We start from the raw sequence: 26,055 nt of genomic DNA on the forward strand, positions 1-26,055 counted from the left end.
CTTTTCGCCTCAGCTCCAGGTGCGATCCCAGGAATACTCATCGTCCCAGTGATCCGTAGGCTGCCAAATGCCGGTGACGCCCGGCTGCAGATGCTGCGAGATCACCTCGTCGACAACGTCGTCAATCCCCAGGCCGGGCTTGTCCGAGACAGTGATGAAGCCATTCTTCACCAGCGGCCGGGGAAGGCCCGTGACGATATCGTCCCACCAGTCGACATCGGCGGAATGGTATTCGAGCGCCATGAAATTTTCGGTCGCGGTCGCGACATGTGCCGCGGCCATTGCGGCGATTGGACTTTCTGCCATATGGATGGCCATGGCGACGCCCTGGTCCTGCGCCATATCACCAATCTTCTTGGTTTCGAGGATGCCCCCGCTGGTGAGCAGGTCCGGGTGGATAACGGAGACGCCGCCGCTGTTGAGCAGAGGCTCGAAGCCCTCCTTGAGGTATATGTCCTCGCCAGTGCAGATCGGCACCGTGGTGGCGTCCTGCAGTTGTCGGTATTGCTCGGTATACTGCCATGGGATCACATCTTCGAGCCAGGCCGGCACGTATTTTTCAATTCGCCGGGCGAGGCGAATGCCGTTCTGCATCGAGATATGGCCGATATGATCGATGGCGAGCGGCACATCCATGCCGATGACCTCACGAACCTCGGCGATGTATTGCTCAAGCAGGTCGAGGCCCTTGTCGGAAAAGTGGAGGCCGGTAAACGGGTGCTGGACGTTATGCAAATCGTACGCAGCGTTGCGGACACGCCGCTCTTCAATGGTCTTCAGCGGCCCGCGATTGGGAGGATCGCGGTATCCTTCCAGTGAGCCGGCAGGAAAGACGACGGCACCGGGCACATCTGCGATCTGCATCAGTCCTAAGTCCATCTTGAGGAAGGTGAAGCCGAGCTCCATGCGCTGCTTGAGGCGCTTACCAGTCTCGGTGCCGCTCGGCACGGTGGCGTCGGTATCGCAGTAGACGCGCACTTTCTCCCGAAAACGACCGCCGAGCATCTGGTAGATGGGGACGCCATAGGCCTTGCCGGCAAGATCCCACAACGCGATTTCAATCGCCGATACGCCACCGCCTTGCCGGCCGTGCCCGCCGAACTGCTTGATCCGGCGAAACAGGCGGTCGATGTCGCAAGGGTTCTCGCCAAGCAACCGGCTCTTCAGCATCAGCGCATAGGTGGCGCTGGCGCCGTCGCGCACCTCGCCAAGCCCGACGATGCCCTGGTTGGTGTAAATCTTAAGCAGCACTGAGGTGAACGGCGCGCCGACAATTTCGGCTACCCGCATGTCGGTGATGCGAAGATCGGACGGCTTGGAATGCGTGTTCACCCGATTGAGCGCCTCGTCGGCTCCATCTGCCTCTGGCATGATTTATCCTCGTTTTGGTCGGCTGGGCTCATCGCCGTGCACGCTGGGTTGCTAGTCCAGCTCTATCTCGTGGTTTTGAAGGTAGTCGCGGTTCATTTCGACGCCGAGACCGGGCTTGGGCGTAAGCTTGAGGCTACCGTTCGAAACATCGAGTGGTCTGTCGATGAGGTGATCGTATTTACCCAGGTTCCACTCCGACGTTTCGAGTTTGTAGAAGTTGGGAACGGTCATCATCACCTGCGCTCCCGCAACCACATTGATCGGCCCTGCGGCGTCATGCGGCGAGACCGGGATGTAGTAGGCTTCGCATAGGGCAGAAATCTTCTTGAGTTCGGTAATGCCGCCGGTCCATGTGACATCAGGCATGATGTAGTCAGCGAGCTTGTTTTCGAGCACCGGCACGAAATCCCACTTCGTGTGGCCGCGTTCGCCCCACGAGATAGCGGCGCTGACCTTCTCACGGACCTGTCTGAGAGCGTTGAGGCTCTCCGGTGGACAGGGCTCCTCGAACCAGTCGATCTGACCAGCTTCCTCGAGGCTTCGACAAAGGCGAATGGCGGTGGGAACGTCGAACCGGCCGTGCGCATCGATGAGGATGTCGACATCAGAGCCCGCCGTTTCGCGGATCAGAGCAGTGAGTTCGGCGGCTTCGCGCTCATCTTTGCGGGTCATGCTGCCATCGAGGTAGCCGTCCCGCTGTTCGCGAAACTGTCCATCGGCGGTGCGGCCTTGGTGGGGGAAAGGATCGAACTTGAGCGCCGTGTGGCCGGACTCGACGATGTCTCGAATTTCGCGGACCACAGCCTCGTTGCTGGTAAATTTGGCCTGGTTGGGATGGGTGTAGAGCGCAATTTCATCGCGTACCGGTCCACCCAACAGTTCGTAAATCGGCTTACCCAGGACCTTGCCTCGGATATCCCAGAGGGCTATGTCGATGGCGCTCACGCATTCGACTGCGGCACCCCGACTGCCCATGTAGGTGAAGCTGCGGAATATCTTGTGCCACAGATACTCAATACGCGCCGGGTCCTCGCCTGTCACAGCGGCACCGATCTGCCGCAGGATCGTGCAGAGGGCGCGATTAGCGAGCCTTGTCGTTGTGGTGATTTCTCCCCAGCCGCTCACCCCCTCGTCGGTCGTCACTTCGACGAACAGATACTCTCCCCAATAAGAAGCATCGGACTTGATCAGCCACGGCCGAACGCTGGTGATTTTCATCTCAACTGCCTTTATCTGAAGTGGTCGGGATAACGATATTCGAGGCCTCTATCCTGCCCGAGCGGCGTTTCGCGCACGCATGTGTTCGAGGATGTGCCGGCCGGAGCCCTCGACATGGCGTGCGATGAGTTCGCCTGCCTCGTTCGCATTTCCCGCTTTTACATGCGCGATGAGCTCGCGATGCTCGCTAAGGATCGCGGCACGCCGGGCGAGCGTGAAGTTGAAACGCCGGCTCACGGCTCGAAGCACTTCGCGATGCTTCCACCAAAGCTCGGCGGCATGGCGGTTGTAGTGCCTTTGGTACATTACGGTGTGAAAGGCGGTGTCCAGCTCGCTGTGCCTGAACGTGTCGGCGAAGTTGTTCTCTTCGATCAAGCCCTGGATGCGTTCGAGTTCAGCAATGTCCTCGACGGTGGCCATATTCACGAACCATCGCGTCAGTGCCGGCTCGATCAAGACTCCTATCTCATAGATGTCCCGAACAAAATCCTGATCTATGGGCCGGACGCGCGCCCCGCGGTTGGGAACGAGGGTGACGAAGCCCTCCCCGCGCAATAGTTGCAGAGCCTCGCGCACCGGGTTGGTCGAGGTGCCGTGGCGCCGGGCGAGATCGGTGACCACAAGCCGTTCGTTGGCAGCGAGCCGCCCTTCAATGATGTCGTCCCTGATCAACTGATAAAGCGAGGCGCCCTCGCTGGAGGCCCCGATAGCGTCGATCCCCTCGGGTGGCTGCGCTTTAAAATCGCTTGTTTCGGCCAAAGCTGTCCCCATCAATACATATATTGCTTCGATATCACGCGACGATTATCTAAACAATGTACGATTTCTCCAGTTGACAGGCAATCTTCGATCTGAAAACGTATGATCTGTCCAAAGAGATACATTAGCTGAAAACGACCCGCAGCCAATGAGCAAAGACCGCTCGCCTCGATGCAGAGCGGCATGGGAGAACCTGGAGGATACCTATGTCGAGGATTTCATTCGGTGGTGCCGTCCTGCGCGGCACTGTTTCCACTGCTTTGATGATGTCGTTGATGTCCGCGTCGGCGCTCGGAGCGTCGGTCGACTTGAGCAAGTGGTCGCCGCAATATGTGCGTTCGATTGCTGGCACACAGGATTTTGACACGGCGGCCGATTGCGCCAAGGTCACTCCGCTCGACTATAAGGGGCGACTGACTTTCTGGTATCAGGGTGTGTTCGAGGGCGACCCCGACCTCCTGCGCCAGTATTACAAGGAGTTCTTCGAGACCTTCCGCAAAACCTATCCAAACATCGAGCTTGAGGAACAAGCCCTCACCTATAATGACCTGCTGGACAAGTTCCGGACCGCGCTCCTTGGCAATGCTGCGCCCATGGCGGTCCGCCTGCAAATCCTGGGCGGCACCGAGTTCGCCGCAAAGGGCTATTTGCAGCCGCTCAAACCCGAGGATGTAGGGTATTCGACCGAGGATTTCTGGCCGGGCGCAATGAAGGCTGTAACCTGGGAGGGGGTGACTTACGGCATTCCCACCAACAACGAGACGATGGCGTTCATCTGGAACGCCGACGTCTTCAAGCGTGCAGGCCTCGATCCGGATAAGGCCCCGGCAACCTGGGACGACGTCGTCAAGGATTCCAAACAGATCCACGACAAGCTCGGCATTGCCGGTTACGGTCTCGTGGCTCGCAAGAATGCCGGCAATACGCCGTACCGTTTCATGCCGCAGCTATGGGCCTATGGTGGTGGCGTCTTCGACGAAGCTACCGCCAACCCGACCTATAAGGAGGTCGAACTCAACAGTCCGCAGAGCAAGGCGGCATTGCAAGCCTCCTACGATATGTATGTTCGCGACAAGTCGGTTCCGGTTTCGGCGCTCACCAACCAGCAGGCCGACAACCAGCCGCTCTTCCTCGCTGGCCAGCTCGGCATGATGATCTCGCACCCGTCCGACTACAACGTCATGCTCGACCTGCAGAAAAAGGCGACGGATACCGACAAGGACAAGGCGCAGACCGTAATCGACAACATGCGCTACGGCCTGATTCCGACTGGCCCCGACGGCAAGCGTGCCGTCGTGTTTGGCGGCTCCAACATTCACATCCTGAAGCCCGAATATGTCGAAGGCGGCAAGGTAGACGAAGCGGCTGCAAAGGCTATCATCTGCATGTGGACGAGCCCCGAATGGTCGCTGAAGATGGCCTATGCCGGCTCGAACCCGGGAAACCTTAACGGCTTCAAGACCAAATGGATGAAGGAACGTCTTGATAGTATCAAGTTCCTTGATGTCACGACCTCGATGCTGCCATACGGCATCCCGTTCCCGGCGCTGCCACAGTCCCCCGAGATCATGAACATCATCGTCCCGGACATGCTGCAGAATGCCCTGACCGGAGCCATGACCGTCGACCAAGCGGCTGATGACGCAGCCAAGAAGGTAAAAGACCTGATGGACGGCGGACTCTAGTCCAAGCCAGACGATCTGACCGGCTGCGCCTCGATTGCAGCCGGTTTGCTCCGAAGAATAAGGGCGCGGCACAGTGACGATCTTGACTGGCAAGGCCGAGGCTCGACGAAGACCGCAACTCGATAGGTCCGGTGTGCTGCGAAAGATTTGGCAGCATCGCGCTGACTACGCGTACGTGCTTCCTGCGATCGCCGTGATGCTCATCGTCATAGCCTACCCTATCTACTACACGATCGAGCTGTCGTTCTTCAACACACCGCCTGGCCTGCAGCTGCGGGACAAGATTTTCATCGGCCTCGACAACTACATCTCCATCCTCACAAGTCCGGTGTTCTGGAAGGTCACCTCGAACACTCTTATCTGGACACTGGTATCCACTTTCATCTCATTTGTCCTGGGGTTTGCCAGCGCCCTGGCGCTCCATCGTGACTTTGTCGGCCGTGGCATCCTGCGCGCCGTCCTGATCATTCCCTGGGTCATCAGCGCGGTCGCCGCGTCCTATATCTGGAAGTGGATCTACCATTCGGACTTTGGGATCATTGGGGCGGTGCTGGTCGGCCTCGGATTGGCCGACCGGCCGCCGAATTTCATCGACAGCGTCAGCACGGTGCTGCCCTCGCTGATCGTCGTCAATATCTGGCGAGAGTTTCCCTTTGCCATGATCATGATGATGGCTGGCCTGCAGACGGTTCCCGACCAGTTGCTGCGCGCCGCAAAAGTCGACGGAGCCAATGCATGGCAGCGGTTCTGGCACGTCACCTTCCCGCACTTGAGAAACGTCTCGACTGTGACGATCCTTCTGCTGGCAGTGGCCAACTTCAATTCTTTCATCATCCCCTGGATCATGACCGGCGGCGGGCCGTCGAATGCATCGCATATCTGGATCACCCACATTTATGAACTCGCCTTCGGCCGCCAGCGCTGGGGAGTGGCATCGGCCTATTCGGTGCTGCTGTTCCTGATCCTGATGTCGCTCGGCTACTTCTACGTTCGTGCGCTGAGCGGCAACGAGCAAAAGGACGGGAGTTGATGAGCACGATTGCCGAGACTGCTCATCGAGGCCGGGCGCGTCGCCGTATGCGCATCGATGGATGGCGGTGGGGCGGACGCATCTTCCTTGTGTTCATGTTGCTTTACACCGCATTACCGATGATCTGGATGCTGATCACCTCGATCAAGTCCGGCTTCGCGGCCATGCAATTCCCGCCGCAATGGTGGCCAGACCACCCCACCCTCGCCAGCTACCAAAAGCTGCTCGATCCGCAAAACAGCGTCGGCCAGGACTTCCTGCGCTTCTTTTGGAACAGCCTTTTCGTCTCCACCGCCACGACCATCCTTTCGGTGATCGTGGCAGTTCCTGCGGCCTACGCGTTTTCACGCTTCACCTTCCCGGGCCGGAACTTTCTGTTCTTCGCCGTCTTGCTTCGGAACATGTTCCCGGCAGTGATCTTTCTCGTGCCGCTCTTCATCTTGATGCGCGCGATCGGGCTGGTGAACACGCATGGGTCGCTCGTCCTCACCTACCTCACATTCGGCCTGCCGCTGGCAATCTGGCTCCTCAAGGGCTTCTATGACAATATCCCGGTGCAACTCGAGCAGGCGGCGCGCATCGACGGGGCAACGCGGTTCCAGGCCTTTTTCCTGATCGTGATGCCGCTCTCGGCGCCAGGAATTATCGCCACGGCGATCTATTCCTTCATTGGCGCGTGGAACGAGTACATCTACGCCTACACCTTCCTCTCCAAGAACGATCAGTTGACGCTGCCGGTCGGCATTCAGCGCTTCTTCTCGGAAAATACAACGGACTTTCCGGGTCTGATGGCGGCCAGCTTCATGATGAGCGTGCCCGTCGTGGTCCTGTTCCTTGTCCTGCAACGATACTTCGTACGCGCCCTCACGGAAGGCGCAGTCAAGCACTAGGGGAGTTGCCGGTGGCCCACGTGGTCCTCAAAGATCTGGTCAAGACCTATGGCAGCTTCAAAGCTGTCAACAATGTTTCGCTGACGGTCAACGACGGCGAATTCGTTGCGCTCGTCGGCCCTTCAGGCTGCGGCAAGACCACCACACTCAATCTTGTGGCAGGGCTCATCCCCATCACATCCGGCGACATCGTCATCGGCGACCGGGTGGTCAACGACCTCGACCCCAAGGACCGGGACATCGCAATGGTGTTCCAGAACTACGCGCTCTATCCGCAGAAATCGGTCTACAAAAATCTGGCGTTCCCGTTGCAGATGCGCAAACTGCCAAGGGACGAGATCGACAAGAGGGTCAAGGAAGCAGCGCGCGTGCTCGATATGACGCAGCTGCTCGAGCGCAAGCCACGCGAACTTTCGGGCGGGCAACAGCAGCGCGTGGCGCTGGGCCGTGCCCTCGTTCGCGATCCAGCGGTATTCCTGATGGATGAACCACTCTCCAACCTCGACGCAAAGCTGCGCGTGCAGATGCGGTCGGAGATCAAGCGTTTCCACCAGGACCTCAAAGCAACGATCATCTACGTGACGCACGACCAGCTCGAAGCGGTCACGATGGCCGACAGGATGGCGGTGATGAATGGCGGCTACCTGCAGCAATACGATTCACCGGCGCAGGTCTTTGCCCATCCGGTGAACATGTTCGTCGCCAGCTTCGTCGGCAGCCCGGCGATGAGCCTTGTTCCGCTGGAAGCATCAACGGCAAGCGGCAACACCGTGTTGACCAGCGCGGAGGGCTGGTGCCTCGAACTCTCGCCAAACAACGCCCAGAAGGTCGCCAGGGCAACCACCAAGAAAGTCGTCCTCGGCGCACGTCACTCGACGATCAAGCTGCACAAGAGTGCGATGCCTGGAAGCATCCCGGCAAAGGCCTACACGGTGGAGCCGACCGGGGACGTCACCTTCGTACAGGCGTTGCTGTCCGGCGCCATCGTCAATGTCAGCGTGCCGCCGACCATTGCCGTCGCGCCCGACGAACAGATTTGGCTCGAGTTCGATCAAGAGCGGATGCATTTGTTCGACGGCGAAACAGAAATGGCCCTCAAGGCCAACTGAGACCAAGCGGATGTGTGTGAAACGAGGGCGTTGATGACTACGAAGCTTAAAATCACGGCGATCAAGCCCTATCCAGTATGGGTAGGAACGCGCAACCAGATGCTGGTCAAGGTCGAGACCGACAACGGCATCTTCGGCTGGGGCGAGAGCGGCTTGAGCGGTCGCGAGAAGGCCGTGGCCGGCGCGATCGAGCACTATCGCGAGTTTCTCATCGGCCGCGACCCGATGCAGATTGGTCGGATCTGGCAAGAAGTTTATCGCAGCCAATACTTCGAAGGAGGGCGCGTTCTGCAGGCGGCGATTTCAGCCATCGACATTGCCCTTCACGACATCAAGGGCAAGGCGCTGGGGGTGCCGGCCTACGAATTGCTGGGCGGCAAGCAGCGCGACCGCATTCCGACCTTCGCCTCGACCGGTGACGAGGCCGAGGGCGATGTTGCCATCGAGCGAGCCCGCGAACTACGCGCACAAGGGTGGCAGGCGATCCGCTTCTTCCCCATCGGGCAAAACAGCAAGGACGTCTTTGAGCCGCGGGAGTCGATCGGCGCTACCGCAGCTATGCTAAACAAGGCGCGCCAGGCGCTGGGCGACGAGGTCGTCCTCGGCATCGATTACCATCATCGGCTGTCGGTGGCAGAAGCGGCGAGCTTCTGTAACAAGCTCGGCCGTGGCGTGCTTGATTTCCTCGAGGAGCCGATACGAGACGAGACACCCGAGGCCTACGAATCCCTGCGCACGATGACCGACATCCCGTTCGCCATCGGCGAGGAATTTGCCAGCAAGTGGCAATTCCGGCCCTACATCGAGCGTGGCATACATCAATTCAACCGGCTCGATGTTTGCAATGTTGGCGGGCTCACCGAAGCGATGAAGGTCGCTGGTTGGAGCGAGGCGCACTATGTGGACCTGATGCCGCACAATCCCCTCGGCCCCGTCTGCACGGCCGCGACCATCCATCTCGCCGCCGCGGTACCGAATTTCGCTTGGCTCGAGACCAGGGCGCCCGAAGCGAAGCTGGGCTTCGATAATTCCGACTTCTTCCCCGTGCAACCACGGCTCGACGGTCCCGACTATCCGGTCAACGATCTGCCGGGGCTCGGCGTCGAGGTCAACGAAGAGGCGGTCAAGGCGGAGAGCTTTCGTTTCTGGGAAGCGCCTCACCTGAAGCGCCGCGACGGTTCTGTCACCAACTGGTAGTTTCATCCACCGGAGCACAAAATGACACATACGCCCGACATTACGCGACCGCCCAAAGAGCTGATCGACGCACTGAAAGAAATCGGCGCCGCGACCGTTGCCGGCACGCTTGGCCACATGGGCTTCCGCAATCCGCACATGGTCGGTCCCGTGGCGCAGAATCACGGGAAGTCGATCGTCGGGCCCGCCCTGACGCTTCAATTCCTGCCGCAGCGGCCGGACCTTTTTAACGAGGGAGAATATGCAGATCCGGAGACGCAGTTGCACCGCCATGTGCTTTATCACGTGCAGGAGGGCGATGTGGTCGTCGTCGACGCGCGCGGCGACATGAGTTCTGGCGTCTTCGGCGATATGATGTCGACCTATTTCAAAGGCAGAGGCGGCGCTGGCATCGTGATCGATGGCTGCATGCGCGATCGGCCCAATGTCGAGAAGCTGGATCTGCCTTTATGGCTGCGCGGCTGGACACCCAACTATCATGTGCAGACCGGCATCTATCCCAACGCCGTCAACGTCCCGATTGCCTGCGGCGGTGTCACCGTAATCCCCGGAGACATCATCGTCGCCGACGATGACGGCGTGGTGATGCTTCCGGTCGCAATGGCCTCGAAGGTCATCGAAGAATCGCAAAAGCATCACGATTGGGAGGAGTTCTCGCGAGTGAAGCTTATGGAAGGCGGGTCGTTGCAGCGCTACTATCCGCTGCATGACGATGCCCGCGGAGAGTACGAAGAGTGGCGCAAGACAAACCGCTTGGGAACAACCTAGCCAATGGATTACCCTATAACAGGATGATTTTAGGCCCGGTTGGCCTGGAATCATCCTGTTCTAAATTAAAGAGTTAGAGCATGACGTTGTCCGAAAACCGCGCACACTTTTCGGCATCATGCTCTAGTCTAGTTGTTGAGAATCGCTGAGATCAACATCTGACGAAGGTCGAGAAAATGCAGCAGCCGTCCATCATGGCTTACAGTCTCAGCCAGCGCTTCCTTCATTGGACGGTGGCGCTGCTGATCTTCTTCAATCTGCTGTTTCCCGACGGCATGAATGTCTGGCATCGGCTGATGCGCAGGGGGCAGGTGCCGACGCCGGAGCAGGTTTCGTCGGCGAATATCCATGCTTATGTCGGCATCGCCATCCTGCTGCTTGCGATCGTCCGGCTCGGGCTGCGTGTTACCAAAGGCGTGCCGGCCGAGGCCGCCAAGGAACCGGCGATCTTCCGTCTTGCCGCGCGGCTTGCCCATGCCGGTCTCTATATCCTGATCTTCGCCATGCCGCTTACGGGCATCGCCGCCTACTATTTCGGCATCAATCCCGCCGGTTCGCTCCACGCGGATATCCTGAAGATCATTCTCTGGGCGCTGATCGCGGCGCATGTCGCCGGCGCGCTCGTCCATCATTTCTATTGGAAAACCAATGTGCTGCGCCGCATGACGTTCGGCTGATTGCTGGTTCAGTTCACCGCACTGACCGTGAAGCCCCGCCGGCGCAGCAGTTCGATGACGCCGGCCTTGCCGGGCAGATGCAGGGCGCCGACCGCCATGAAGACGTTGCCGCCGTCGAGGATCGGGGCGGCGCGCTCGGCCATCACCTTGTTGCGGTCGAGGATGACGCGCTGTTCGAAGGCGGCATAGTCGTCATCTTCGCCTTCCTTCTCCGGCGTCACGGTCTTCAGCATCGGCATGGTCATGCCGATCTCGCCGGAGAAATAGAGGTCGGTCATTGTTTCCACGACATCGCTCATCTTGTCGCCGAGCTCCAGCGTCTCGATCAGCGACTTCAGATGGAATTCGACCGGCAGGTCGGCCATGGCTTGGATCTGTTCGGCAAGGGTTTCCAGCCCCTTCACCTGCTTGCCTTCGGCAACGGCGTCGGTGGCAATCTTCTGGTCGAGGAACTGCACGCCTTTCGCCTTGCGGGCGATCTCGCAGGCCGGCAGGGCAACGGCGCTCGAAATCATCCAAGGCCGCATGCGGGAAACGGCACTGAGCGGGATCCCGCGCTGCTTCAAACCGGCTTCGAGGCGCTTGTAGTCCTCGGGGGAGAGCAGCTTGTCGATCGTCGTGCCGTCGGTGAACATCGTCAGCTCCGGCTTTGCGAGCAGGGCGGCGGTCGCCTTCCTTTCGTCGAGGATCTCGTCGGATTCGATGATGATCGTGTCGGCGGCGTCGTGGGCTGCCTGGGCGCGCTGCGGCAGGGCCAGAACACGCGGGTCGGTAACATGCATGCTGCCGAGCAGCCATGACGGCGCAAGCCCCGGCTTCTCGATCTTCCAGAAGATGCCCTTGCCGTTCGGGGTTGCGTCGGCTTCCTTCAGCGCCTCGGCATAGCGGGCGGGGTCGTTCTGCTGCAGCTCGACCATCAGATTGCGGCCGGTGCAGGCCGCCTCTTCGGCCGCAGCCGGTCGCGCAGCCAGAAAGGCCACAAACAGGGCCGCAAGAAGCAGCATGTGAAAGGCGGCAATCAGCCAGAGCAGCAGATTGCCGGGTGCTGCGAGAAAAGTCCGGCGGCCGATCGATGTCGTCATGATGATGTTCCGGTCACATGCCTTGTGGTTTCATGCTCTACGCCCGGCTTGCGCATATTCCTTTAAGAGAATGCGTTAACGAAAGCTTAGAGTCTTTCTTGCTCCGTCAGAATTTTCAATCTGACCAGAAAAGGTGTTAAGCGCGCGGATGCGCCCGATCATACACCTCGAGCAGCCGCGACGCATCGACGCCGGTATAGACCTGCGTTGTGGAAAGGCTGGCGTGGCCGAGCAGTTCCTGGATGGTGCGCAGATCGCCGCCGCCAGCAAGCAGGTGGGTGGCGAAGGAATGGCGCAACGCATGGGGTGTCGCGGTCTCCGGCAGGCCGAAGGCACTGCGCATCTTCTGCATTGCGCGCTGGATGATCGCCGGCTGCAGCTTGCCGCCGCGGGCGCCGCGAAAAAGCGGCTCGCCGGGTTCGAGGTGATAGGGGCAGAGCGTGCGGTATTTCTCAACGGCGTCGAAAACCACCGACAGCAGCGGCACCAGCCGCGTCTTGTTGCCCTTGCCGGTGATGCGCAGCGTTGTGGCGCCCTTCTGCAGGTCGGAGGGAACGAGACCCAGCGCTTCGGAGATGCGCAGGCCGCAGCCGTAGAGCAGCGTCATGACAGCCGCGTCGCGCGCGGCGATCCAGGGTTCTTCATGGAGTTGGGCTTCGTTGCTGACGACGGTGATCGCCTGCGTGTCCGACAGCGGCTTGGGCAGCGATTTCGGCTGTTTCGGCGAGCGTATCGCGCCCGCGCCGGCGGCATTGACCAGGCCCTTCTTTTCCAAGTGGCGCAGCAGCGAACGAAGGCCGGCGAGATTGCGGCCGAGCGAGCGGGCGCCGGAGCCCTGCTTGCGCCTGGCAGCGAGAAAGGCGCGGAAATCGGCGGGGCGCAATTCCCTTATATCGCCAAGCGTCGCCGGGCCGGCGAGGTGGCCGGTCAGGAAGGTCAGGAACTGGCGGGTGTCGCGCGCATAGGCATCGAGCGTGTGCTCGGAAAGACGGCGCTCGCTGGCGAGGTTTTCGAGCCACGCGGCCCGTTCCGCCATCAGGCGCGAATCGGCGATAACAAGCAGTTCATTCACATCGCTGGCCTTGAATTTGCCTTCAAGTCCGCCAATTTGGAGCAGGAACGGTTATGGAATTGCTAATGCCGGCCAAACCCTTGTCATCCCTAGATCATATTTTACTGCGATAGCTTTATACCAATAGACAGGATCTTTCATGGCACGGCGCGATTCCATGACGGCTTTCGGACAGCTCGCGGAAGCGATCGCTCTCGTTTCACAGGGAAAACCCGGTCATATCGTCGATAGGCTGATTGCCGAACGCGGCCAGAGGATCGTGAAGAATCCGCTCTGGCCGGTTATGCGGCCGTTTCTCTACACGCTGCTGCGCTACAACAAGGCGATCGAATTCGCCAATGCCGTCGCCAAGATGCCGGGCTTCCAGTCGTTCGAATATCTGAGCGACGTGCTGAAACTCGATATCGGCATCACCAATGGCGAACGCATCCCCGATACCGGCGGCTTCATCCTCGTCAGCAACCATCCCACAGGCATCGCCGATGGTGTCGCCGTGTTCGATCTGCTGAAAGCGCGTCGGCCGGATATGATGTTTTTCGCCAATCGCGATGCCATCCGCGTCAATCCGCGGTTTGCCGAGATGATCATCCCCGTCGAATGGCGGGAGGAGTACAAGAGCAAGCTCAAGGCACGCGAAACGCTGCAGTTGACCAATCACGCTGTGCGGCAAGGCAAGGCGACGGTGCTCTTCCCGTCAGGCCGCATCGCCTACTGGGCGAACGGCCGGCTCAACGAACGTCCATGGAAAACCTCGGCCGTCGGGCTGGCGCGCAAATACAATCTGCCGATCCTTCCCGTCCATATGACGGCGCGTAATTCCGGCCTGTTCTACTGGCTGGCGAAATGGTCGACGGAGCTTCGCGACATGACGGTGTTCCACGAACTGTTGAACAAACGCGGCGATCGCTTCGATTTCGTCATCGGCAATCTCATTCCGGCCGAACATCTGGACGGCGACCTCAACGACGTGACGAAGGCGCTGGAGAAGCATACGGTGCACGACATGGCAGCCAATGGCGACGCGACTTTCATGCCGGTCGGCCCGCCGGCTGCGGCGATGCCTCGCAAGCTTTCCGTTCCTGCACTCTAATGCATGTCGTCTGGAAGTGTGCTGCGGTTCCGGGATGACGACATGCATAAAACAAAGGACTTTAAATCCATCGGCTTTGCCATGACGGTCGATATCCGCGTAATCCGCGATCGATTGCCGCGGGAGATCGCAGACCTCGAAAGCGAGGCCCGGCAAGAGGGCCATCTCCATATCAGCCGCGTTATCGCCGGATGGTCGGCTGGAGACCTCAGATTCGAGCGTGACGGCGAAAGGCTGCTCGGCGCCTATGTCGGGAAGGCGCTCGCCGGTATCGGAGGCCTGACCATCGAATCCACCCTATCCGGGGCGTTGCGAATGCGACGTTTTTACATCCGTCCAGAGATACGCCGGCATGGCATCGGGCGGATGCTGGCCCTGGCTCTGCTGGATCATGCGCGGGCCTTCTGCAGTATCGTCACCGTTCATGCGGGAAATGCCGACGCGGCCAAATTTTGGCAGGCGCTTGGATTTCGCCTCTACGAGCGGGACGGCGATACACATTGTCTCGAAATCCTCCCCCACATTCCCTCCGGCCGGCCTCATGATGTTTCGGGCTGATTCTTCACGTTTTAAGCCTCACGCACCGATCTCCTTGAGGCGGATGGCCTGACGCGCCAGCAACCGCTCGACATCGGCAACATCGAGCGCCGAGAGCTTGGCGCCCGGCTTGCGCAGGGTGGCGGATTTGATCACGCCGCGCTTGGCGAGCACATATTTGCGCGAGGCAAGGCCGATGCCCTGCTGTTGTTCGTAGCGGGCGAGCGGCAGATAGGCGTCGAAAATCGCATGGGCACGATCGAGGTTACCGGCCGCATAGGCCCCGACGACGCCAACCATCATCTCAGGATAACAAAAGCCGGTCATCGCGCCATCGGCGCCGCGGCCCATCTCTTCGGGCAGGAAAAGTCCGCCATTGCCGCAAAGGATGGAGATGCGCCGCATGGTGCCCTTGTCGCTGGCGGCGCGAAGCGCGGTGATTTTTGAAAGGCCCGGCCAATCCTCGTGCTTGAGCATGACGCAATTCGGCACCTCATTGACGATGCGCTCGATAACCTTGGGCGCGATCGTCACGTTGGTGGTGAGCGGATAATCCTGCAGCACGAAGGGCGTATCGCCCAGGACTTCACCGACCGATTGGTAGAAGGCGAAAGCCTGGTCGTCGGTCTTGACGGTCCAGGGCGGCGCGACCATGACGCCGGCAGCACCCTTGCCGATGACGGCTTCGGCAAGTTCGCGCATCGGAGCAAGCCCCGGCGCCGAAACTCCGACGACGACGGGAAGACGTCCGTCGAGGCGCTTCAGCACACGCTCGACCACGGTCCGCGATTCCTCCGCGGTCAGCTTCGGGGCCTCGCCGAGTTGCCCAAGCACCGTCAGGCCGGTGACGCCGGCGCCCTCGTAGAAATCGACCATGCTGTCGATACTGGCGAGATCGAGCGCGCCGTCATCGGTGAACGGGGTTACGGCGATCACATAGACGCCCTTGGCATCTTCGGTCAGTCTGGCCATTGGTGCTCTCCAATTCAACGGCCGAAGAACAGCGCTTCGGCATTTCGAACAAAGATCTTTTCGGCAATGTATGCGGCCAATCGCTCGTCCAGCAAGCTTTCCGTATGGGAACGGGCGATCGCGCGGAATCTTCCTGTGCCGGATTCTGCGCCCGATGTGCGTCCCGTCTTTGCGGTTCCAATTGCATCGATTTGCGGGCATGGTCTCGCCCGATGAGCACAGATTCGTCCGATCTCTTTGGCGCGCTTTTCGAGGCACCGCCCGCGAACCGAACGGTTCCCGTGCTGGTGCCGATGCCGGCGCCAAAACCCTATTCTTATTCGGTGCCTGATGGCATGGCGGTCGAGCCCGGCTCGGTCGTGCAGGTGCCGCTCGGGTCGCGGCAGGTCATCGGCGTCGTCTGGGACGGCGGCGAGGATGGGGTCGATCCGAAGAAGCTCCGGCCGATCAGCCATGTCTTCGACTGCCCGCCGCTTTCCCGGGAGATGCGGGAATTCATCGATTGGGTCGCGACCTATACGCTCTCGCCGCCCGGCCTCGTCGCCCGCATGGCGCTCAGGGCGCCAAATGCCTTCGAGCCGGAGCCGATGGTGGAGGGGTTGAAACTCGTCGGCGGCGAACCGGAGCGGATGACGCCGGCGCGCGCCCGGGTGCTCGACACGGCCTCCGACGGCTTGTCCTGGACCCGCAGCGGCCTTGCGCATGCGGCGGGTGTGTCGACCAGCGTCGTCGACGGGCTAATCACGCTTGGCATATTCGATACGATATTTTTGCCGCCGCCGCCGGTGGTGGCGATGCCCGATCCGGATTTTGCCGCCGCACGCCTCGAAGGGCCGCAGAAGGCGGCAGCCGAAGAGATCGTTTCCGACGTCCGCAAGGGCGAATTCTCGGTGTCGCTGATCGACGGGGTGACCGGCTCCGGCAAGACCGAGGTCTATTTCGAGGCGATTGCCGAAACGCTGAAACGCGGCAAGCAGGTGCTGATCCTGCTGCCGGAGATCGCGCTGACGGCAAGTTTCATGGAGCGTTTCCAGGATCGCTTCGGGGCGAAACCAGCCGAATGGCATTCCGATCTTGCGCCGCGCATGCGCGAAAAGGTCTGGCGCCAGGCGGTGACCGGCGAGGTGCGCGTCGTCGCCGGCGCCCGCTCGGCGCTGTTCCTGCCGTTCGAGGATCTCGGCCTGATCATCGTCGACGAGGAGCACGATCCTGCCTACAAGCAGGAGGACCGCGTCTTCTACAATGCCCGCGATATGGCTGTGGTGCGCGGCCGGATCGGCGATTTTCCCGTCATTCTGGTGTCGGCGACGCCGTCGGTCGAAAGCCAGGTCAATGGGCAGAGCGGGCGCTACAGCACCGTCCACCTGCCGACGCGTTTCGGCGATGCGGCGCTGCCGGACCTGCATCTGGTCGACATGCGCCGGCACGGGCCGGAACGCGGCGGCTTCCTGTCGCCGGTGCTGATCCGGGCGATCGGCAAGACGGTGGAGAAACGCCAACAGGCGCTGCTCTTTCTCAACCGGCGCGGTTATGCGCCGCTGACGCTCTGCCGGGTCTGCGGCCATCGCTTCCAATGTCCGCAATGTTCGAGCTGGCTGGTCGAGCATCGCTTCCGCAAGCAGCTGCAATGCCATCAATGCGGCCATGCCGAGCGCACGCCGGAGGCGTGCCCGGAATGCGGCACGCTCGACCATCTTGTTGCCTGCGGGCCAGGCGTCGAGCGCATTGCCGAGGAGGTGGAACGGCATTTCCCGGAGGCGCGAACGATCGTCCTCTCCTCGGATATCATGGGCGGGGTCAAGCGGCTGCGGCTGGAGCTGGAGGCGATCGCCAAGGGGGAGGCCGATATCGTCATCGGCACCCAGCTCGTCGCCAAGGGGCATAATTTTCCGCTGATGACGCTGGTCGGCATCATCGATGCCGATCTCGGCCTGGCCAATGGCGACCCGCGCGCCGCCGAGCGCACCTTTCAGCTTTTGTCGCAGGTGACGGGCCGGGCCGGGCGCACCGGCCTCAAGAGCCATGGGCTGCTGCAGACCTATCAGCCGCAGCACCCTGTCATGCAGGCGATTGTCTCAGGCGATTCCGACGCCTTCTATGAGCGCGAGATCACCGAACGCGAACGCGCTATATTGCCGCCCTTCGGCAGGCTCGCCTCGATCATCGTTTCGGCCGAGACCCGCCATGATGCCGAAAACCACGCGCGCGGCATGCGCAATGCGGCGCCGCAGGTTTCAGGCATTTCGGTGCTTGGCCCGGCCGAGGCGCCGCTGGCGCTGGTGCGCGGCCGCCATCGCTTCCGCCTACTGGTGCATGGCCGGCGCAACTCGGACATGCAGGGGTTTTTGCGGGCGATGCTGTCGCAATCGCCCAAGGAGCGCGGATCGGTACAGGTGCAGCTCGATATTGATCCGCAAAGTTTCCTATAAATCATAACGCCGCCATTTCCTCCTTTTCCGGCCCATGTCATAAAACACTAATTCTTCCGGGTGATTTGGGGCGATGCATGGAATTCTATTTTCCGACCGAACTCGGCGAGCAGCTAGCGTTCTGCTCAGCCGCTTTCACGGCGCTCGCCGGCTTCATCATGATGTTTGCGCCAGGCCCTACTTTCCGTCTTCTCGGCCTGCAGGCGCAGGACGGGCGGCCGGAAGGATATGGCGAGGGACGCTCGATGGGCGGTTTTTATCTCGGCTTCGGCCTGTCGGCGATCATGCTCGCCCAAAACTGGATCTACATGGCGCTCGGCGCCTCCTTTGCGATGGCGGCCTTTGCCCGGATCATATCGATCCTGTCCGATAAGGGGAGTAATCTCGTCAACTATTTACTCCTGGTTGTGCAAATTGCTTTGGCGGCGCTGCCACTGCTCTATGTTTTCGGCTTCACCCAGACGTGAATCTATCGGCCGGCCGGCGGCTTCCCCGGCCGGCTTTCAGGCCATTGCGCAATTTTGCCAACAGAAATTCATGTGAAAGGCGTATTCGGGCGTTACGCGTGTTGCGAGTCCGAACATCCTATGTTAGACGGACCCCGAATTTCGGAAGAAGCAAGAGGCTTCTCTTGTGATTTCTGGGGGAAATCAAAACGAATTCAAGATCATAGGTTCGGCGTCCGCCGAGAGCCGGATTTTGGGTTGAAATCAGGGAAATTTGTGCCAGTGGCAGACACGTCCCAGCTTACATCTGGTGTTGCCGAGCGCTATGCGTCGTCGCTTTTCGATCTGGCGCTCGAGCAGGGCGCTGTCGACAGCGTCACCGCCGATCTTGACCGTTTCCAGGCGATGCTGGATGAGAGCGCCGACCTAAAGCGTTTCGTCGCAAGCCCGGTTTTCTCTGCCGAGGACCAGCTGAAGGCGATCACCGCCATCAGCGAGAAGGCCGGAATCGGCGGCTTCTTCGCCAATTTCCTGAAGGTCGTGGCGCGCAACCGCCGCCTGTTTGCCCTGCCGGGCATGATCAAGGCCTTCCGTATCATCGCCGCGAACCATCGCGGTGAAATCTCCGCCGAGGTCACCTCGGCACACGCGCTTTCGCAAGCGCAGGAAACCGAATTGAAGGTGGCACTCAAGAGCGTTACCGGCAAAGACGTGACGATTGCCGTCACGGTTGATCCGTCAATTCTTGGTGGTCTGATCGTCAAGGTCGGGTCCCGCCAGATTGATACGTCTCTTCGTACCAAACTCTCCACTCTTAAGCTCGCATTGAAAGAGGTTGGCTGATGGATATCCGCGCCGCGGAAATTTCCGCAATTCTCAAAGACCAGATCAAAAATTTCGGCAAAGAGGCAGAAGTCTCGGAAGTCGGCCAGGTTCTCTCCGTCGGTGACGGTATCGCCCGCGTCTACGGTCTGGACAATGTCCAGGCCGGTGAAATGGTCGAGTTCCCCGGCGGCATCCGCGGCATGGCGCTGAACCTCGAATCCGACAATGTCGGCGTCGTCATCTTCGGCTCCGACCGTGACATCAAAGAAGGCGACACCGTCAAGCGGACTGGCGCCATCGTCGACGTTCCCGTCGGTCCGGAACTGCTCGGCCGCGTCGTCGACGCGCTTGGCAACCCGATCGACGGCAAAGGCCCGATCAATGCGACGCGCCGTTCGCGTGTCGACATCAAGGCACCCGGCATCATTCCGCGCAAGTCGGTTCATGAGCCGATGTCGACCGGCCTCAAGGCTATCGACGCGCTGATCCCGGTCGGCCGCGGCCAGCGCGAGCTGGTTATCGGCGACCGTCAGACCGGCAAGACCGCGATCCTTCTCGACGCCTTCCTCAACCAGAAGGCCATTCACGACAACGGTCCGGAAGGCGAAAAGCTTTACTGCGTCTACGTCGCCATCGGCCAGAAGCGCTCGACCGTCGCTCAGTTCGTCAAGGTGCTCGAAGAGCGCGGCGCGCTGAAGTATTCGATCATCGTCGCGGCGACTGCTTCCGATCCGGCTCCGATGCAGTATCTGGCTCCGTTTGCCGGCTGCGCCATGGGCGAATATTTCCGCGACAACGGCATGCATGCGCTGATCGGTTACGACGACCTGTCCAAGCAGGCCGTTTCCTACCGCCAGATGTCGCTGCTGCTGCGCCGCCCGCCGGGCCGCGAAGCCTATCCGGGCGACGTTTTCTACCTGCACTCGCGCCTGCTCGAGCGCGCTGCGAAGATGAACGACGACCAGGGCGCCGGTTCGCTGACCGCTCTTCCGGTCATCGAAACGCAGGGCAACGACGTGTCGGCCTTCATTCCGACCAACGTGATCTCGATCACCGACGGCCAGATCTTCCTTGAAACCGACCTGTTCTACCAGGGTATCCGCCCGGCGGTGAACGTCGGTCTGTCGGTTTCCCGCGTTGGTTCCGCCGCACAGATCAAGGCGATGAAGCAGGTTGCGGGTTCGATCAAGGGTGAACTCGCCCAGTATCGCGAAATGGCCGCCTTTGCCCAGTTCGGTTCGGACCTCGACGCTGCGACGCAGCGCCTGTTGAACCGCGGTGCACGCCTGACCGAACTCCTGAAGCAGCCGCAGTTCTCGCCGCTGAAGACGGAAGAACAGGTCGCGGTGATTTTTGCCGGCGTCAACGGCTTTCTCGACAAGCTGCCAGTCGCTTCGGTCGGCAAATTCGAGCAGGGCTTCCTCTCTTATCTGCGTTCGGAAGGCTCCGCCATCCTCGACGCGATCCGCACTGAAAAGGCAATCAGCGACGATACCAGGGGCAAGCTCACCGCTGCTCTCGATAGCTTCGCAAAGTCTTTCGCGTAATCAGGCCCTAAGTTAGGACGGATCACGGATGCCTTCACTTAAGGATCTGAAAAACCGGATCGCCTCCGTCAAGGCGACGCAGAAGATCACCAAGGCGATGAAAATGGTCGCCGCGGCGAAGCTTCGGCGTGCGCAGGAGGCGGCCGAGGCCGCCCGGCCCTATTCGCAGCGCATGGGTGCGGTTCTGGCGAACATCGCCAAGGCCGTCACCGATGCGGACGGCGCACCGACGCTGATGACCGGCACCGGCAAGGACCAGGTTCATCTGCTGGTGGTCTGCACGGCCGAACGCGGTCTGTGCGGCGGCTTCAATTCGCAGATCGCGCGCTTTGCCCGCGATCATGTGCGCAGGCTGCTTGCCGAGGGCAAGACGGTCAAGATCTTCACCGTCGGCAAGAAGGGTTACGACATCCTTCGCCGCGAATATGCTTCGTTGATCATCGAGCGCAAGGAATTGCGCGACGTCAAGCGCATCGGGTTCGAGAATGCGGATCAGCTCGGCAAGCGCATCATCGAGATGTACGAAGCTGGCGAATTCGACGTTTGCACGCTGTTCTATTCCGAGTTCAAGTCGGTGATCAGTCAGATCCCGACGGCGCAGCAGCTCATTCCGGCTTCGACCGGTGCGGCGCAGAACGAAGATGCCGAGCATGCCGGCGCCGTCTACGAATATGAGCCGGATCCGGCATCGATCCTCGAAGATCTGATCCCGCGCAACATCTCCGTTCAGATCTTCCGCGCGCTCCTTGAGAATGTCGCAGGCGAGATGGGTGCGAAGATGAGCGCTATGGACAATGCGACGCGTAATGCCGGTGAGATGATCAACAAACTGACGCTGAGCTACAACCGCCAGCGTCAGGCGCAGATCACCAAGGAACTCATTGAAATCATTTCGGGCGCGGAAGCGCTCTGAGGCTAGGAAAAGAGGGTCAGAAAATGGCTGAGGCAGCTACCCCCAAGATCGGCTCTGTCGGCAGAGTCACACAGGTTATCGGCGCCGTCGTCGACGTTGCTTTCGAAGGCGAACTGCCGAAGATTCTGAACGCGCTGGAAACCAGCAACAACGGCGTCCGTCTGGTTCTCGAAGTTGCACAGCACCTTGGCGAAAACGAAGTCCGTACCATCGCGATGGACTCAAGCGAAGGTCTCGTCCGCGGCCAGGTAGTCAGCGATACTGGTGCTCCGATCATGGTTCCGGTCGGCAACGAGACGCTCGGTCGTATCATGAACGTCATCGGTGAACCGGTCGACGAGGCTGGTCCGCTGGTCACCGCGCACAAGCGCGCCATCCACCAGGATGCACCGTCCTATGTCGAGCAGTCGACGGAAGCGCAGATCCTCGTCACCGGCATCAAGGTCGTCGACCTTCTCGCCCCCTATGCACGCGGCGGCAAGATCGGCCTCTTCGGCGGCGCCGGCGTCGGCAAGACCGTGTTGATCATGGAACTGATCAACAACGTCGCCAAGGCGCATGGTGGTTATTCAGTTTTTGCGGGCGTCGGTGAACGCACCCGCGAAGGCAACGACCTTTACCATGAAATGATCGAATCGAACGTCAACAAGCATGGCGGCGGCGAAGGCTCGAAGGCCGCGCTGGTTTACGGCCAGATGAACGAACCGCCGGGCGCTCGCGCCCGCGTCGCTCTGACCGGCCTGACGGTCGCCGAGCACTTCCGCGACCAGGGCCAGGACGTTCTGTTTTTCGTCGACAACATCTTCCGCTTCACCCAGGCAGGTTCCGAAGTGTCGGCTCTGCTCGGCCGCATCCCGTCGGCCGTCGGTTATCAGCCGACGCTTGCCACCGACATGGGCCAGATGCAGGAGCGCATCACTACGACGACAACCGGCTCGATCACTTCGGTCCAGGCCATCTACGTTCCGGCCGACGACTTGACCGACCCGGCGCCGGCAACCTCGTTCGCGCACCTTGACGCAACGACGGTTCTGTCGCGCTCGATCGCCGAAAAGGGCATCTACCCGGCCGTCGATCCGCTCGACTCGACCTCGCGCATGCTCGATCCGCTGGTCGTCGGCGAAGAGCATTACGACGTCGCCCGTAAGGTTCAGTCGACGCTGCAGCGTTACAAGGCGCTGCAGGACATCATCGCCATCCTTGGCATGGATGAACTGTCCGAAGAGGACAAGATCGCTGTTGCTCGCGCCCGCAAGATCGAGCGTTTCCTGTCGCAGCCGTTCTTCGTCGCCGAAGTCTTCACCGGCTCGCCGGGCAAGCTGGTTGCTCTTGAAGACACGATCAAGGGCTTCAAGGGCCTGGTCAACGGTGAATACGATCACCTGCCGGAAGCTGCCTTCTACATGGTCGGCTCGATGGAAGAAGCGATCGAAAAGGCCAAGAAGCTCGCAGCTGTTTGATGAGCGACGCGCTAGACGAGATATTCTGCTGCGACTCCCTGAAAGGGGTCGTGGCGGATCTTCCGGAGCCGGCAGCGCCGACCGTCTATCGCGCCGATAATGGTGTGCTGATGATGGTGGTGGGCCTTGTCCAGAGCGAAGAAGGCCTCGGTTATCTCGACCAAGCGATAATGCACTGCCCGTTTTGCGGGACCCAATTGCAAGATGCGAAAGCCATAGCCGAGAAGGTAAGTCACTGATGGCTGACAATTTCAACTTTGAGCTCGTTTCGCCGGAGCGTCTGCTGCTGTCGGAGATGGTGACTGAGGTCGTCATTCCCGCAACCGAGGGCGAGATGACTGTCATGGCGCACCACGCGCCGACAATGACGACGGTCAAGCCTGGTGTCGTAAGCGTCCGTTCGGCTTCCGGCAAGAAACAGGATTACGTCGTATTCGGCGGTTTTGCCGATATCCTGCCGACCGGCTGCACATTGCTTGCCGAATCCGCTGTTCCGGTCGAGGAACTTCACAAGGACGAGTTGACCCGTCGCATCGAGGCCGCCCGCGCGGAACTCGAGAATACCGAGCTGCATGAGCACAAGTCGAAGCTCGAGCATTTCATCATGGAGCTGACGCATCTGAGCGGCGTCGTCCAGCAGGATTGATCGCAATCGACTGCAACGATCAAAGGCGGCTACAACAGCCGCCTTTTTTGTTGGTTCATACCTCGGAATGGTCAGGCAATGTCCATCGGCGGCTTCAAAGGAAGACGTAGCCGTCTCAGTAGCCGGTGCCGCCACGCAGCTCGATGACGAGCGTCTTCAAGAGAATCTTCAAGTCGAGCAGCAGGCTGAAATGCCTGACATAGTAGATATCGCAGGCGATGCGGGCGCGCGCTTGCAATGGCCGTGCCGTCGGGCCGCGCCAGCCGCGTGTCTGCGCCAGGCCGGTGATGCCCGGGCGCATGATGTGGCGTTGGTGGTAGTCCGGCACCAGCTCCTCGTAGAGCCTGCCGGCTGCGCGCATATTGACAGCATGGCAGCGCGGACCGACCAGCGACATCTCGCCCAACAGGACGTTGAAAAGCTGCGGCAGCTCGTCGATGTTGGTCCTGCGAAGCACCGCGCCGATAGCTGTCATCCGGCTGTCGCCCTTGACGGTCTGCTGAATGCCGCTCGGATCACAAGCGTCGGCGCGCATCGAGCGGAACTTGAACACCGTGATCTTCCGGCCGTGGAGCCCCCAGCGGATCTGGCGGAAAAATACCGGACCGCCATCGTCGAGTTTGATGAAGACAGCGATTGCCAGAAAAAACGGCGCCAGCACGATGAGGGCGCTGACCGAGGCGACGATATCGAACATCCGCTTCGTGCCCAGCCGCACGATCATCTTTCTTTCGACAAGGGAAAAGCTATCCGGCTGGCGAATGTTGGAGTTGGCGATAACCAGGGTCTTGGTTTTGTCCTGACGCTGAGACGGATCGAAGCGTGAATTCGTCTTCGAAGTAAAAGCATTCATAACGCAAGGTCCACAAGTTTAGATGCGATACTGAACTGAAGAGAGACAAATACATGCTCTCGTATCGTTTGTCATCGGTCTAAATAAGAAATTGCTAACCCGAATGAGACCAAAAATGGGAGTATTTCCTTTTAAAGATAATGCCAGTAGTCGAGCTTGCTGGAGAATTATACTTTAAAAGGAGTAGCCCGATTGGATTGGCGGGATGTCAGGCGATTGCCGACATCGATCGCAGGCTTTTCCAGCATATGATAGCTGAGACTTGCGACCAGAAGGACGAGCGCGGCTGCCAATCCACAAGACTGCAGCCAGCCGGTGACGACAATTTCCGAGGAAACGCCGAATGAGCCCGGGTCGAGCCTTTGGATCGATATCAGGATGATTTCCTGCCAGATATAGATGCCGAATGAGATTTTCGCGATGTAGCGGACAGGCGCGTTGTCGAGCAGCCTGCCGAGGCGTTGCGAATGGCAGAGCGAAACGAGCGCCGTTGCGATCGCCAGCGGAAAGACCGGGAAGCCATAGGGGATTTCGAGCCAGCCGTAAGCTTCGGCGGAGCCGCCGGGCGATATGACGAGACGGTAACCGGCAACGGCGAGGGCCAGCAGCGCTGCGGCATCGAACCAGGCGGAGGGCCTTCTTGGGAGCATGACTTCGACGCCGGCGGCAAGCGCGCCCAATGCGAAGATGGCGAAGAAGCCGATCGGATTATATCGCGGCATCCACTCCTTTGCCCCGCCTTGGAAGCCGTATTGCCAGCCGCGTCCGATATCGTCGAGCGGAAAGACGGTGAGGATCAGCACATGGGCCAAGAGTACAGCTGTGATGACGCAGAGCCAGGCAAAGCGGGCAAGCAACGGACGCTGCCTCAGGATGGGCAAACGAAATAGCAGGAAAAAGCAGAGAGGCAGGAGCACATAGCTGGTGACCTCGAAGGGAATGGACCAGAGCGGCCCGTCGGCTTCGACGGGAAAGAATGTGCGCCAATGCCACTGGCTCATGAACAGTAGCCCGGAGACGTAGCGGAAGGCGAGCTCCGCCGTCAGCGGCAGAGCGAGCAGCGTCAGGCTGAGGGTGAAGCTGACGGTTGCGGCCACCCAGAAGCCCGGAGCGATGCGTGCCGCCCTGCGGATTGTGTAATGGCGGAGGCTGGGCATGGTGCTGCCGTCGTCGATCGCGCGCCAGAAGGGATGGGCAAGAAGAAAGCCGCTAAGCACGAAGAAGATGGCAACGCCGAAATTGCCGAAGCGGAGGATGTTTGCGGTGGGTCCCAGTTCGTCGGGAATTCTGCGCATATCCAGCCGGAGCGCGAGATGGTGGGCGAACACCAGCAGACAGGCTGCCGCGCGCAGAAAGTCCGCTCCGGCCAGTCTCTCCTGTTGGCGCATCTTGTCCCTCGCCTTACAGCGCCGCGCGCCTTTCAGACGCGTGGCACTGTAACACTTTGAATAACTGCATAATTTTTTCTTATATCGATTC

Annotated in this window: 25 protein-coding genes; 17 read left to right on the forward strand and 8 right to left on the reverse strand. The window is 60.2% G+C overall.

Annotated features, from left to right (window positions below):
• Nucleotides 1-9: 9 nt before the first annotated feature.
• Genes HJB82_RS13025 through HJB82_RS13035 form a run of 3 tightly spaced genes read right to left on the reverse strand, consistent with a single transcriptional unit; the run spans nucleotide 10 to nucleotide 3,348 of the window.
• Nucleotides 10-1,371: a mandelate racemase/muconate lactonizing enzyme family protein gene (locus tag HJB82_RS13025; protein WP_207582087.1), complete on the reverse strand. Its 1,362-nt coding sequence runs from the start codon at nucleotides 1,369-1,371 to the stop codon at nucleotides 10-12.
• Between the two features lie 51 nt (nucleotides 1,372-1,422).
• Nucleotides 1,423-2,589, reverse strand: coding sequence for a mandelate racemase/muconate lactonizing enzyme family protein (locus tag HJB82_RS13030; RefSeq protein ID WP_207582086.1), 1,167 nt, complete (start codon nucleotides 2,587-2,589; stop codon nucleotides 1,423-1,425).
• A gap of 48 nt (nucleotides 2,590-2,637) precedes the next feature.
• Entirely contained in the window at nucleotides 2,638-3,348 is a 711-nt protein-coding gene (locus tag HJB82_RS13035) for a GntR family transcriptional regulator (protein ID WP_207582085.1), read from the reverse strand.
• A gap of 206 nt (nucleotides 3,349-3,554) precedes the next feature.
• Here HJB82_RS13035 and HJB82_RS13040 point away from each other — a divergent pair, with 206 nt between their 5' ends.
• The 7 genes from HJB82_RS13040 (at nucleotide 3,555) to HJB82_RS13070 (ending at nucleotide 10,704) form a co-directional block, all read left to right on the forward strand.
• Nucleotides 3,555-5,033 carry a sugar ABC transporter substrate-binding protein gene (locus HJB82_RS13040; protein WP_221140163.1) on the forward strand — a complete coding sequence of 493 codons (1,479 nt, stop codon included), beginning with the start codon at nucleotides 3,555-3,557 and terminating at the stop codon, nucleotides 5,031-5,033.
• Nucleotides 5,034-5,106: 73 nt separating this feature from the next.
• The gene (locus tag HJB82_RS13045; protein ID WP_221140165.1) at nucleotides 5,107-6,063 is read left to right on the forward strand and encodes a carbohydrate ABC transporter permease; all 957 of its coding nucleotides are present in this window, start codon (nucleotides 5,107-5,109) and stop codon (nucleotides 6,061-6,063) included.
• The gene (locus tag HJB82_RS13050) at nucleotides 6,063-6,953 is read left to right on the forward strand and encodes a carbohydrate ABC transporter permease (RefSeq protein ID WP_207582082.1); all 891 of its coding nucleotides are present in this window, start codon (nucleotides 6,063-6,065) and stop codon (nucleotides 6,951-6,953) included. Before HJB82_RS13045 ends, HJB82_RS13050 begins: the two co-directional genes overlap by 1 nt.
• Nucleotides 6,954-6,964: 11 nt before the next feature.
• Nucleotides 6,965-8,062, forward strand: a complete 1,098-nt coding sequence (locus tag HJB82_RS13055) for an ABC transporter ATP-binding protein (protein WP_207582081.1) — start codon at nucleotides 6,965-6,967, stop codon at nucleotides 8,060-8,062.
• A gap of 33 nt (nucleotides 8,063-8,095) precedes the next feature.
• Nucleotides 8,096-9,259 (forward strand): mandelate racemase/muconate lactonizing enzyme family protein, encoded by a 1,164-nt coding sequence (locus tag HJB82_RS13060; protein WP_221140167.1) that lies wholly within the window; start codon nucleotides 8,096-8,098, stop codon nucleotides 9,257-9,259.
• 21 nt (nucleotides 9,260-9,280) lie between these two features.
• Nucleotides 9,281-10,027 carry a ribonuclease activity regulator RraA gene (locus HJB82_RS13065; RefSeq protein ID WP_221140169.1) on the forward strand — a complete coding sequence of 249 codons (747 nt, stop codon included), beginning with the start codon at nucleotides 9,281-9,283 and terminating at the stop codon, nucleotides 10,025-10,027.
• Between the two features lie 176 nt (nucleotides 10,028-10,203).
• Nucleotides 10,204-10,704 (forward strand): cytochrome b, encoded by a 501-nt coding sequence (locus tag HJB82_RS13070; protein ID WP_207582078.1) that lies wholly within the window; start codon nucleotides 10,204-10,206, stop codon nucleotides 10,702-10,704.
• Nucleotides 10,705-10,712: 8 nt separating this feature from the next.
• Here the strand turns inward: HJB82_RS13070 and HJB82_RS13075 are convergent, their stop codons facing one another.
• Nucleotides 10,713-11,786, reverse strand: coding sequence for a TraB/GumN family protein (locus HJB82_RS13075; RefSeq protein WP_221140171.1), 1,074 nt, complete (start codon nucleotides 11,784-11,786; stop codon nucleotides 10,713-10,715).
• A gap of 136 nt (nucleotides 11,787-11,922) precedes the next feature.
• Nucleotides 11,923-12,858, reverse strand: a complete 936-nt coding sequence (locus HJB82_RS13080; RefSeq protein ID WP_221140173.1) for a tyrosine recombinase XerC — start codon at nucleotides 12,856-12,858, stop codon at nucleotides 11,923-11,925.
• Between the two features lie 139 nt (nucleotides 12,859-12,997).
• On the opposite strand from HJB82_RS13080, the gene HJB82_RS13085 reads away from it, so the two are divergent.
• Both HJB82_RS13085 and HJB82_RS13090 read left to right on the forward strand, forming a co-directional pair.
• Nucleotides 12,998-13,948, forward strand: a complete 951-nt coding sequence (locus tag HJB82_RS13085) for a GNAT family N-acetyltransferase (protein ID WP_221131679.1) — start codon at nucleotides 12,998-13,000, stop codon at nucleotides 13,946-13,948.
• Nucleotides 13,949-14,029: 81 nt separating this feature from the next.
• Complete coding sequence (locus HJB82_RS13090) at nucleotides 14,030-14,506, forward strand: GNAT family N-acetyltransferase (protein WP_221140175.1); 477 nt, start codon at nucleotides 14,030-14,032, stop codon at nucleotides 14,504-14,506.
• Between the two features lie 18 nt (nucleotides 14,507-14,524).
• Here HJB82_RS13090 and HJB82_RS13095 read toward each other — a convergent pair whose 3' ends face one another.
• Nucleotides 14,525-15,457 (reverse strand): dihydrodipicolinate synthase family protein, encoded by a 933-nt coding sequence (locus tag HJB82_RS13095; RefSeq protein ID WP_221115505.1) that lies wholly within the window; start codon nucleotides 15,455-15,457, stop codon nucleotides 14,525-14,527.
• A 212-nt stretch (nucleotides 15,458-15,669) separates the two neighbouring features.
• On the opposite strand from HJB82_RS13095, the gene HJB82_RS13100 reads away from it, so the two are divergent.
• The 8 genes from HJB82_RS13100 to HJB82_RS13135 all read left to right on the forward strand — a co-directional run bounded on the left by HJB82_RS13100 (nucleotide 15,670) and on the right by HJB82_RS13135 (nucleotide 23,723).
• The gene (locus HJB82_RS13100; protein WP_207582073.1) at nucleotides 15,670-17,886 is read left to right on the forward strand and encodes a primosomal protein N'; all 2,217 of its coding nucleotides are present in this window, start codon (nucleotides 15,670-15,672) and stop codon (nucleotides 17,884-17,886) included.
• A 77-nt stretch (nucleotides 17,887-17,963) separates the two neighbouring features.
• Nucleotides 17,964-18,353 carry a DUF4345 family protein gene (locus tag HJB82_RS13105; protein ID WP_207582072.1) on the forward strand — a complete coding sequence of 130 codons (390 nt, stop codon included), beginning with the start codon at nucleotides 17,964-17,966 and terminating at the stop codon, nucleotides 18,351-18,353.
• 255 nt (nucleotides 18,354-18,608) lie between these two features.
• Nucleotides 18,609-19,175: a F0F1 ATP synthase subunit delta gene (locus tag HJB82_RS13110; RefSeq protein WP_207584393.1), complete on the forward strand. Its 567-nt coding sequence runs from the start codon at nucleotides 18,609-18,611 to the stop codon at nucleotides 19,173-19,175.
• Nucleotides 19,175-20,704: a F0F1 ATP synthase subunit alpha gene (gene atpA / locus HJB82_RS13115; protein ID WP_207582071.1), complete on the forward strand. Its 1,530-nt coding sequence runs from the start codon at nucleotides 19,175-19,177 to the stop codon at nucleotides 20,702-20,704. The genes HJB82_RS13110 and atpA overlap by 1 nt, the downstream gene beginning before the upstream one ends.
• 28 nt (nucleotides 20,705-20,732) lie before the next feature.
• Nucleotides 20,733-21,617: a F0F1 ATP synthase subunit gamma gene (locus HJB82_RS13120; RefSeq protein WP_207582070.1), complete on the forward strand. Its 885-nt coding sequence runs from the start codon at nucleotides 20,733-20,735 to the stop codon at nucleotides 21,615-21,617.
• 23 nt (nucleotides 21,618-21,640) lie between these two features.
• On the forward strand, nucleotides 21,641-23,077 hold the full coding sequence (gene atpD, locus HJB82_RS13125; protein ID WP_207582069.1) for a F0F1 ATP synthase subunit beta: 1,437 nt from the start codon (nucleotides 21,641-21,643) through the stop codon (nucleotides 23,075-23,077).
• Nucleotides 23,077-23,316, forward strand: a complete 240-nt coding sequence (locus HJB82_RS13130; protein ID WP_207582068.1) for a hypothetical protein — start codon at nucleotides 23,077-23,079, stop codon at nucleotides 23,314-23,316. The genes atpD and HJB82_RS13130 overlap by 1 nt, the downstream gene beginning before the upstream one ends.
• Nucleotides 23,316-23,723 carry a F0F1 ATP synthase subunit epsilon gene (locus tag HJB82_RS13135; protein WP_207582067.1) on the forward strand — a complete coding sequence of 136 codons (408 nt, stop codon included), beginning with the start codon at nucleotides 23,316-23,318 and terminating at the stop codon, nucleotides 23,721-23,723. The genes HJB82_RS13130 and HJB82_RS13135 overlap by 1 nt, the downstream gene beginning before the upstream one ends.
• Before the next feature lie 115 nt (nucleotides 23,724-23,838).
• Here HJB82_RS13135 and HJB82_RS13140 read toward each other — a convergent pair whose 3' ends face one another.
• Together HJB82_RS13140 and HJB82_RS13145 are read right to left on the reverse strand one after the other, a co-directional pair.
• Nucleotides 23,839-24,576, reverse strand: coding sequence for a sugar transferase (locus tag HJB82_RS13140; protein WP_207582066.1), 738 nt, complete (start codon nucleotides 24,574-24,576; stop codon nucleotides 23,839-23,841).
• 167 nt (nucleotides 24,577-24,743) lie between these two features.
• The gene (locus tag HJB82_RS13145; RefSeq protein ID WP_207582065.1) at nucleotides 24,744-25,964 is read right to left on the reverse strand and encodes an acyltransferase; all 1,221 of its coding nucleotides are present in this window, start codon (nucleotides 25,962-25,964) and stop codon (nucleotides 24,744-24,746) included.
• Between the last annotated feature and the right edge of the window lie 91 nt (nucleotides 25,965-26,055).

Source organism: Rhizobium sp. NZLR10, from assembly GCF_019685125.1.
In the GTDB taxonomy this organism is placed as follows: domain Bacteria; phylum Pseudomonadota; class Alphaproteobacteria; order Rhizobiales; family Rhizobiaceae; genus Rhizobium.

What these genes read in the sequence shown, in the direction of transcription:
- HJB82_RS13095 (WP_221115505.1), bottom strand. Translation starts at nt 15,457, where the DNA reads ATGGCCAGACTGACCGAAGATGCCAAGGGCGTCTATGTGATCGCCGTA.
- HJB82_RS13145 (WP_207582065.1), bottom strand. Translation starts at nt 25,964, where the DNA reads ATGCGCCAACAGGAGAGACTGGCCGGAGCGGACTTTCTGCGCGCGGCA.
- HJB82_RS13140 (WP_207582066.1), bottom strand. Translation starts at nt 24,576, where the DNA reads ATGAATGCTTTTACTTCGAAGACGAATTCACGCTTCGATCCGTCTCAG.
- HJB82_RS13120 (WP_207582070.1), top strand. Translation starts at nt 20,733, where the DNA reads ATGCCTTCACTTAAGGATCTGAAAAACCGGATCGCCTCCGTCAAGGCG.
- HJB82_RS13075 (WP_221140171.1), bottom strand. Translation starts at nt 11,786, where the DNA reads ATGACGACATCGATCGGCCGCCGGACTTTTCTCGCAGCACCCGGCAAT.
- HJB82_RS13135 (WP_207582067.1), top strand. Translation starts at nt 23,316, where the DNA reads ATGGCTGACAATTTCAACTTTGAGCTCGTTTCGCCGGAGCGTCTGCTG.
- HJB82_RS13100 (WP_207582073.1), top strand. Translation starts at nt 15,670, where the DNA reads ATGAGCACAGATTCGTCCGATCTCTTTGGCGCGCTTTTCGAGGCACCG.
- atpA (WP_207582071.1), top strand. Translation starts at nt 19,175, where the DNA reads ATGGATATCCGCGCCGCGGAAATTTCCGCAATTCTCAAAGACCAGATC.
- HJB82_RS13060 (WP_221140167.1), top strand. Translation starts at nt 8,096, where the DNA reads ATGACTACGAAGCTTAAAATCACGGCGATCAAGCCCTATCCAGTATGG.
- HJB82_RS13030 (WP_207582086.1), bottom strand. Translation starts at nt 2,589, where the DNA reads ATGAAAATCACCAGCGTTCGGCCGTGGCTGATCAAGTCCGATGCTTCT.
- atpD (WP_207582069.1), top strand. Translation starts at nt 21,641, where the DNA reads ATGGCTGAGGCAGCTACCCCCAAGATCGGCTCTGTCGGCAGAGTCACA.
- HJB82_RS13040 (WP_221140163.1), top strand. Translation starts at nt 3,555, where the DNA reads ATGTCGAGGATTTCATTCGGTGGTGCCGTCCTGCGCGGCACTGTTTCC.
- HJB82_RS13070 (WP_207582078.1), top strand. Translation starts at nt 10,204, where the DNA reads ATGCAGCAGCCGTCCATCATGGCTTACAGTCTCAGCCAGCGCTTCCTT.
- HJB82_RS13130 (WP_207582068.1), top strand. Translation starts at nt 23,077, where the DNA reads ATGAGCGACGCGCTAGACGAGATATTCTGCTGCGACTCCCTGAAAGGG.
- HJB82_RS13085 (WP_221131679.1), top strand. Translation starts at nt 12,998, where the DNA reads ATGGCACGGCGCGATTCCATGACGGCTTTCGGACAGCTCGCGGAAGCG.
- HJB82_RS13050 (WP_207582082.1), top strand. Translation starts at nt 6,063, where the DNA reads ATGAGCACGATTGCCGAGACTGCTCATCGAGGCCGGGCGCGTCGCCGT.
- HJB82_RS13105 (WP_207582072.1), top strand. Translation starts at nt 17,964, where the DNA reads ATGGAATTCTATTTTCCGACCGAACTCGGCGAGCAGCTAGCGTTCTGC.
- HJB82_RS13065 (WP_221140169.1), top strand. Translation starts at nt 9,281, where the DNA reads ATGACACATACGCCCGACATTACGCGACCGCCCAAAGAGCTGATCGAC.
- HJB82_RS13025 (WP_207582087.1), bottom strand. Translation starts at nt 1,371, where the DNA reads ATGCCAGAGGCAGATGGAGCCGACGAGGCGCTCAATCGGGTGAACACG.
- HJB82_RS13090 (WP_221140175.1), top strand. Translation starts at nt 14,030, where the DNA reads ATGACGGTCGATATCCGCGTAATCCGCGATCGATTGCCGCGGGAGATC.